7 protein-coding genes are annotated in these 6,374 nt (G+C 46.3%); 3 read left to right on the forward strand and 4 right to left on the reverse strand.

Annotated elements, in window-relative coordinates:
- Nucleotides 1–87 precede the first annotated feature (87 nt).
- A complete protein-coding gene (locus ACZND6_RS09925) occupies nt 88–609 on the reverse strand; it encodes a S24 family peptidase (RefSeq protein ID WP_149879629.1) in 522 nt (173 codons plus the stop codon).
- Nucleotides 610–776: 167 nt separating this feature from the next.
- On the opposite strand from ACZND6_RS09925, the gene ACZND6_RS09930 reads away from it, so the two are divergent.
- On the forward strand, nt 777–1,679 hold the full coding sequence (locus ACZND6_RS09930) for an ADP-ribosylglycohydrolase family protein (protein ID WP_489524624.1): 903 nt from the start codon (nt 777–779) through the stop codon (nt 1,677–1,679).
- A gap of 208 nt (nt 1,680–1,887) precedes the next feature.
- Here ACZND6_RS09930 and ACZND6_RS09935 read toward each other — a convergent pair whose 3' ends face one another.
- Together ACZND6_RS09935 and ACZND6_RS09940 are read right to left on the reverse strand one after the other, a co-directional pair.
- Complete coding sequence (locus ACZND6_RS09935) at nt 1,888–2,298, reverse strand: integration host factor subunit alpha (protein ID WP_008812396.1); 411 nt, start codon at nt 2,296–2,298, stop codon at nt 1,888–1,890.
- 555 nt (nt 2,299–2,853) lie between these two features.
- Entirely contained in the window at nt 2,854–3,489 is a 636-nt protein-coding gene (locus ACZND6_RS09940; RefSeq protein WP_149879631.1) for a LysE family translocator, read from the reverse strand.
- Nucleotides 3,490–3,595: 106 nt separating this feature from the next.
- Between ACZND6_RS09940 and ACZND6_RS09945 the strand changes: the two genes are divergently transcribed.
- Complete coding sequence (locus ACZND6_RS09945; protein ID WP_149879632.1) at nt 3,596–4,510, forward strand: LysR family transcriptional regulator; 915 nt, start codon at nt 3,596–3,598, stop codon at nt 4,508–4,510.
- 39 nt (nt 4,511–4,549) lie between these two features.
- Complete coding sequence (gene metC / locus ACZND6_RS09950; protein WP_149879633.1) at nt 4,550–5,743, forward strand: cystathionine beta-lyase; 1,194 nt, start codon at nt 4,550–4,552, stop codon at nt 5,741–5,743.
- A gap of 75 nt (nt 5,744–5,818) precedes the next feature.
- Here the strand turns inward: metC and ACZND6_RS09955 are convergent, their stop codons facing one another.
- Nucleotides 5,819–6,097, reverse strand: coding sequence for an HU family DNA-binding protein (locus ACZND6_RS09955; protein ID WP_149879634.1), 279 nt, complete (start codon nt 6,095–6,097; stop codon nt 5,819–5,821).
- Nucleotides 6,098–6,374 lie beyond the last annotated feature (277 nt).

The raw sequence follows: 6,374 nt of genomic DNA on the forward strand, positions 1-6,374 counted from the left end.
AAGCGAAGGCTCGGCAGAATTGTCGAGCTTTTGCTTTTTGAGGGCGGGAGAAGTTGTGGTCTTTTACTCATAGAAAAGCGTGATTTCCTATTTTGGCTCGCTTAACACATAGACAACCACGCCGGAATGTGCTAGCTCCGCCCCTCTCGGGAGAATAAAATCCGTCAAACCGGAATCCGAGCTTTCCGGAACCAGTCGAAAACCTCTCTCGGAAGCAGTAAATCTTCGAAGTGTTTTTTTCCCTGCGTATTCAAGAAGAACGATATTGCCGACCTGGGCTTTTGCTTTCTTTCTTAGAAAAAGAACGGTTCCCTCATAAATACCGGCTCGATCCATCGAATTATCCGGTGCCTTTTCCACAGAAATCTCTTCCGCCGGGATAGGGAGCGAATTGAACACTTCATCTGCAACTTTTGTCGGTGTCGGTTTTGTTGTGGCCGCGATTTGCGACCGAATCCAGGAAGATCCTCCTAATCTTTTTAATTGAATTAAAAGATCTTCAGTCAGAATGACGGTCGTTGTTTTTGCGCCGATAAGGGGTTTGCGGCCTGCACCGGGCCGCGCGCCGCCTTTTTTCTTTTGAGCTCTTTTGATTTTAGAATCAGTCATAAAAATATTTTGACTAAAGAAACAGTTGCCTTGTCTGCGACACATGATCACGCATTGCACCATAGGCTACAACAAGAATGGATGTAGTGAAAGGCGAAGGTATTTGTGGAATTGATTGGAAATATGTGAAAAAGACCACAGATTAGATTAAAAAGGTGGATCGAATAATGGCTGAATACATGAGAAATGCTCTGTTTGGATTAGCGGTCGGAGATGCATTAGGTGTACCTCACGAGAACAAACCGAGAGGCTCTTTCAAGTGCGTAGGTTGGGATTACACACCGGAACCTAATCGAAAAAGAATGTGGTCGGATGACACGGCGCTGACGCTTGCAGAGCTCGACAGCTTCGGGACTCTCAAAAAAGTGGATTTTGATGCCGTCATGCAGAACTTTATGGAATGGTTTCTGATGGGCAAATTTTCTTGTACCGGACGCTGCTTCGGAGCAGGAAAGAGTACGGTTCACGCGATTAAGAATTATTGCTATGGGAAAAAGGCAATCGACTGCGGTTCAAAGGACATTATGTCCAACGGCAACGGCGCTCTGATGAGAATTATGCCGTTTTGTCTTTTGAAAGAAGAATACCGTAGAACCTTTAATTTCGACGATGCCGTAGGTATGACGCACAGGCATCCGATAAATCTTGCTGCCTGCCGCTTTTTTGATGTATTGGTCAACGCGATTGTTCGAGGCTCGGATCTGAAGACTGCTTACGAAACTGCCGAGAAATCGTTGTACGAAGAGGAAAAAGAGCTAATTCAGCTGCCGTCTTTTGGAGCCTTAAGTGAGCGCCCTGAAAGCGAAATTAAATCCGGCCGCTTCGTGCTGGATACTTTGTGGGCTGCTGTTTGGTGTGTGAAAAAGACCACAAATTATCGAGATGCCGTTTTGAAAGCCGTTGATCTCGGAGATGATTCCGACACGACGGCTTCTGTGGCCGGCGGAATAGCCGGGTTAATCTACGGAATCGGGGGAGAAAAAGGCGTTCCGACCAATTGGATAGAGCAGTTGGCTTGCCAGGATTGGTTGGCGGGGGCGGCAGAAAAGACGGCGGAAATGACTTATTGAAGTATGGATAATCGGCTAAAAATATGTAGAAAAGACCACAACTTTCCAGACTTTTGCCTTGGTAGCTCCGGGTATCTGAAGTTTGACCTGAAAAACGATTGGATCCACACCGGCAGGCCGCCAAATATGAGAAAAAGACCACAATCCTGAATGGAGTTTGTGGTCTTTTTCACACGGAAAAATTTCCGCGAATGAGCAAGCTCAGATCTTATCTCGCGCCGCTGGCCTGAAGAGCAATAGCAGCATGCTTACGGCCCTCGACAACTTCTTTACGAAGCTGACCGCTCGGGTGGAAGGAAACTACCTGGCGGGCCTTAATAATGGCGGATTCGCCGGACTTAGGATTACGTCCCGGACGCTCGCTTTTCTGCTTGATGGAAAAAACACCGAAGTTGGAAAGCTTCAGTTCTTCGCCGCGAACGAGGCATTCAAGAGCCTCATCGAAGAAAAGATCCACGATTTCCTTGCAGAAACGTTTAGGGAGCCCAAACTGTTCATAGATAACATCGGCAAGATGACTTTTGGTCAGCGTATCGCCTTCCTTGAGCAGGGTGCCAAGGACGAGAGCGGTCTCATCCTTCTGCTGTTCTTTGACAGCCTGTTTAGGTAAGTCTTCCATTTTTTAGTATGTTTTGAAACTGTGAAAAGGTTGAATTCTATACCAAAGCTTTGGGGCTGTGTTGTCGTTATTTATTTAATTTACAAAGAAAAAATTTGAAAAACATTGACTTTTTTAATTTGTGATCACCCAGTAAAGCCAGAGCATTTTTTGTGCAGAAAGAGCCTAATTCGGGAAATTTTTGCCGGTTCTAATTTCGGGCTTGGCGAGCCAAAAAGCATTCCCTAAGCGACCTCATACCGGACTATCTTTCGTGACTGACGCGAGGAAACAGGCAAAAAAAAGGGCGTCTGAAATAAATCATTCAGACGCCGGTATCTAAATTAGCGAGAGAAGAACCTGAGTTCCTGGAAGGGATCTCGAAAAGCTCTTCGAAGATTCTCGCTTCAACCTCAAATCCCAAGGAGAAGTGACAACATTCAATTGCCACAAACGAATATTAGCATAAAGCCCTAAGGGTTTCTACTATAATATTTGTAAAAACCTATTTCTGGCATGCGGATCTCCCAAAATTCTTGAGAAATTAAGTAGTTGTGGTTGACAAGAAGTACTGTGTTAAAACATTTTGACGAGGATTGATACAGATATTAACCAGAAAAGAAATCCGCTGATTTTATTGAGCCAAAGAGAAAAGTTTTTCGTCATCCATCGATCCGCAGCTGCTGCGGCAGAATAGCTGTAGGCGATGTGGACAAACCAGCAGGTAATAACAAACATGGCGATCATCAGAGAAACCTGCTGCACATAGGAGCCCTTGGGGTCAATAAACTGGGGGAACAGGGAGAGAAGGAACACGATGCACATGGGATTTGTGACTTGAAGAAGTGCAGCACTCGTCAAAATGTGGATTCTTTCCTGTTTGAGCTCCTTAGGGTTAAACGACTTGATGGAAGAAGAAAGTGAGATGGTCGGAGCCGTCCAGCTTTTCCAGCCGAACCAAAACAGCAGCATGCATCCGCATATCTGCAGCCCGTAAAACATGACGGGCGACTCATGAATGACAGCACCGAGCCCGCTCGCAGCAAGCGTACTCATAAATAACACGCCGATAGCGTTTCCTGTGGGAGAGAGAAAAGCATTTGCCTTTCCGTAGTTAATCGCGTTTTTGAGCGTATAGAGAACGCCGGCACCGGGTGTGATGCAGGTGATAAAAACCACGACGAAAAAGACTCCGAGGCTTGAAACAGACATTTTTTATCTCCTTTGTTGTTCGTCAGTGTAGGAATAAAAGCAAACGCTTAGGAGGCTAAGTGATATAAAATCTTTATCACTCAATTATCTTTTTGCTAACATCAGAATGCGCCGCTGTTTCGATTACCGCACCATTAGACAGCTGATGCTGTTCGCAGCCGTGACTCAGGAGAAGAGCTTCCGGCGGGCAGCCAAGCGATTGAATATGTCCGTTCCTCCTCTTGTTCTTCAGATCGACGAGCTAGAGGCAAGGTTAAGAATGAAACTGCTGGAGAGAACGCCTCGCGGAGTTTCTCCGACGGCACAAGGCAACGCACTCATGCCGATGATTGACCAGCTGGTGCGGCAGGCGGAAGTCTTGGATTACTCCGTGAAGCAGATGCAGCAAAATGCGCAGGGGATTCTGACGATCGGAGCGAACACGGAGTCGATGTTGTTTTTTATTCCGGAGTTTAAAAAACGTCTTGCGGCATTGCACCCGAATATTTCCCTGTTTGTGAAGGAAATTGATTCTTATCAGGTTGAAACCGAGCTCACCGACGGAACAGTTTTAATCGGTATGGCATTTTTCGATACCCTGTCCGATCAGCGTTTGAGGATGGCAAACCTCATCAACGAAAAACCAATCGTACTTTTGAATCGAAACCATCATTTGGCCGGGAAAGACGGAGTTTCAATTAAGGACTTGCGAAATGAAGATTTTGTATTTACGCGGCGGTCCATTGCGCCAAGGCTTTTTGACGGCCTTGTCGGTTTTTGTCAGGAGGTCGGCGGTTTTACTCCTCGGATTATCCACGAGGTCGAATCCAGTCCTCGGCAGATGGGTTTTGTGAGCTGCGGGCAGGGCATTGCCTTTCTTCCGGAATCCTTTAGACAGTGGATGCCCGAATATATCAAAGCAGAAACGATTACGGATGCGACTCCTTGTTTGCCTCTTTCAATCGCTTGGAATCCGCTGATTGAATCGCCATTACGAGATATCGTGGCAGAGGAACTGAAACAGATGTTTTTGGCCCGCTGAAAAAGTCGGCTAGCAGTCAAATCAACAGAGGAAAACAGAATGGATAGACAAAACAACAAACTGAGGATGCAGACGATCCTATCGCATTGCGGCCGCAATTTGGACGCAAGCGGCGGTTATGTGAACGTTCCGCCTTATGAAGGATCGACCATCCTGCATGATGATATGGAGGATCTGTTCGGGCGCGTCGATAATCATTTGTACGGCGACGGTACGGCACAGACTTATGGAACCGACGGTGGTCCGACGCATGAAGCTTTTTATGACGCCATGAATAAACTTGAAGGCGGAGTTGGAACCTGGGCATTTAGTACGGGTTTAGCGGGCTGCACGATTCCGATGATGGCGTTTTTGAAGACAGGCGATCACATGCTTGTAACGGATTCCGTTTATGGCCCTACGCGTCAGTTTTGTGAGGTTCTTCTAAAGAATTTCGGCGTGGAGGCAGAGTTTTACGAGCCGACTATCGGGACGGGAATTGAGAGATTAATTCGTCCTAATACCCGTTTGATCTACATGGAGAGTCCGGGCACGCATACGTTTGAAATGCAGGATGTTCCGGCAATCGCTGCAGTCGCACGCAGGCACGACGTCGTTACGATGATCGACAACACATACGCAACGCCGATCAATTTTCAGCCTTTGAAACACGGCGTGGATGTAGTCGTACATTCGGCGACGAAATACATCTGCGGTCACAGTGACGTGCTGATGTCTACAGTGACCTGCAATGAAAAAACTTGGAGGCAGGTTAGATCTGTCTGCAAAATGACGGGGCAATATGCCTCGGCACAAAGTGTCTACCTGGGCCTCCGCGGTCTGCACACCTTAAAAGTCCGCCTTGATGCTGTGGGAGCCCACACCCGGATGGTCGTTGATTGGCTTCTTAAACGGGAAGAAGTCAAAAAAGTGATTTGGCCAGCTTATGAAAAGGATCCCGGCTATCGCATTTACAAGAGAGACTACTCCGGCCCGATCGGATTATTTGCTTTCCAATTTCAAGATCATTACACGGATGTCCAGATCAACCGCTTTATGGATTCTTTAAAACTATTCGGATTGGGTTACTCGTGGGGCGGATTTGAGAGCTTGATCCTGAGAAGCTACGGGAAACGCACGGTCGGTGACCCGAAAATTATGCGTACGATGATCCGTGTTTATATCGGCTTGGAAGATCCGGAAGATATGATCAACGACTTAGATCAAGCGATAACAAAAATGCGGGATGTATAAAACACCCGAAAATAGAAAAAATTAAAGGCCGTAGAGAAAAACTCTTTGCGGCCTTTTTGCTCAGCTCAAAACAAATTATTTTGTATTGAGGGCATCTTTAAACTGTTTGCCGGCAACGAATTTTGGCTGAACAGAAGCGGGAATCTGGATCGTTGCTCCGGTGGCAGGATTGCGGCCGGTACGAGCTTCGCGCTTAGCAGACTTGAAAGTTCCGAAACCAACTAAGGAGATTTCATCACCTGCTTTAACAGTTTTGACGATCTGAGTTGTCAGAGCATCCAGAACATCTTTAACATCAGCTTTAGATTTACCGGAAGCTTCTGCAACGGCAGCAATCAATTCAGTTTTATTCATTCGATTCCTCTGATAGTGTTTGAATGGAAACCTGATAATAAGGGTTTTTTAGGGCAAAAAACAGTTTTTTGAGTTTGGGTGTGCCGTTTTCGCGACAAACCGCCGTCCAATAGGGCTTCTTGTGAGATAATATATCACGCAAATGCGTTACTTCTGTGAAAATATATTTAATTTTTCCCACTGCTGTCCAAAATAATTTGCTCTTTGACTTTGGCCTCAACATTTACAGTTAATCCAGGCCCCAGAAAGTTAAAAGTCATAAACAAGCCCCTGCTAA

It is taken from the genome of Parasutterella sp., from assembly GCF_057870745.1.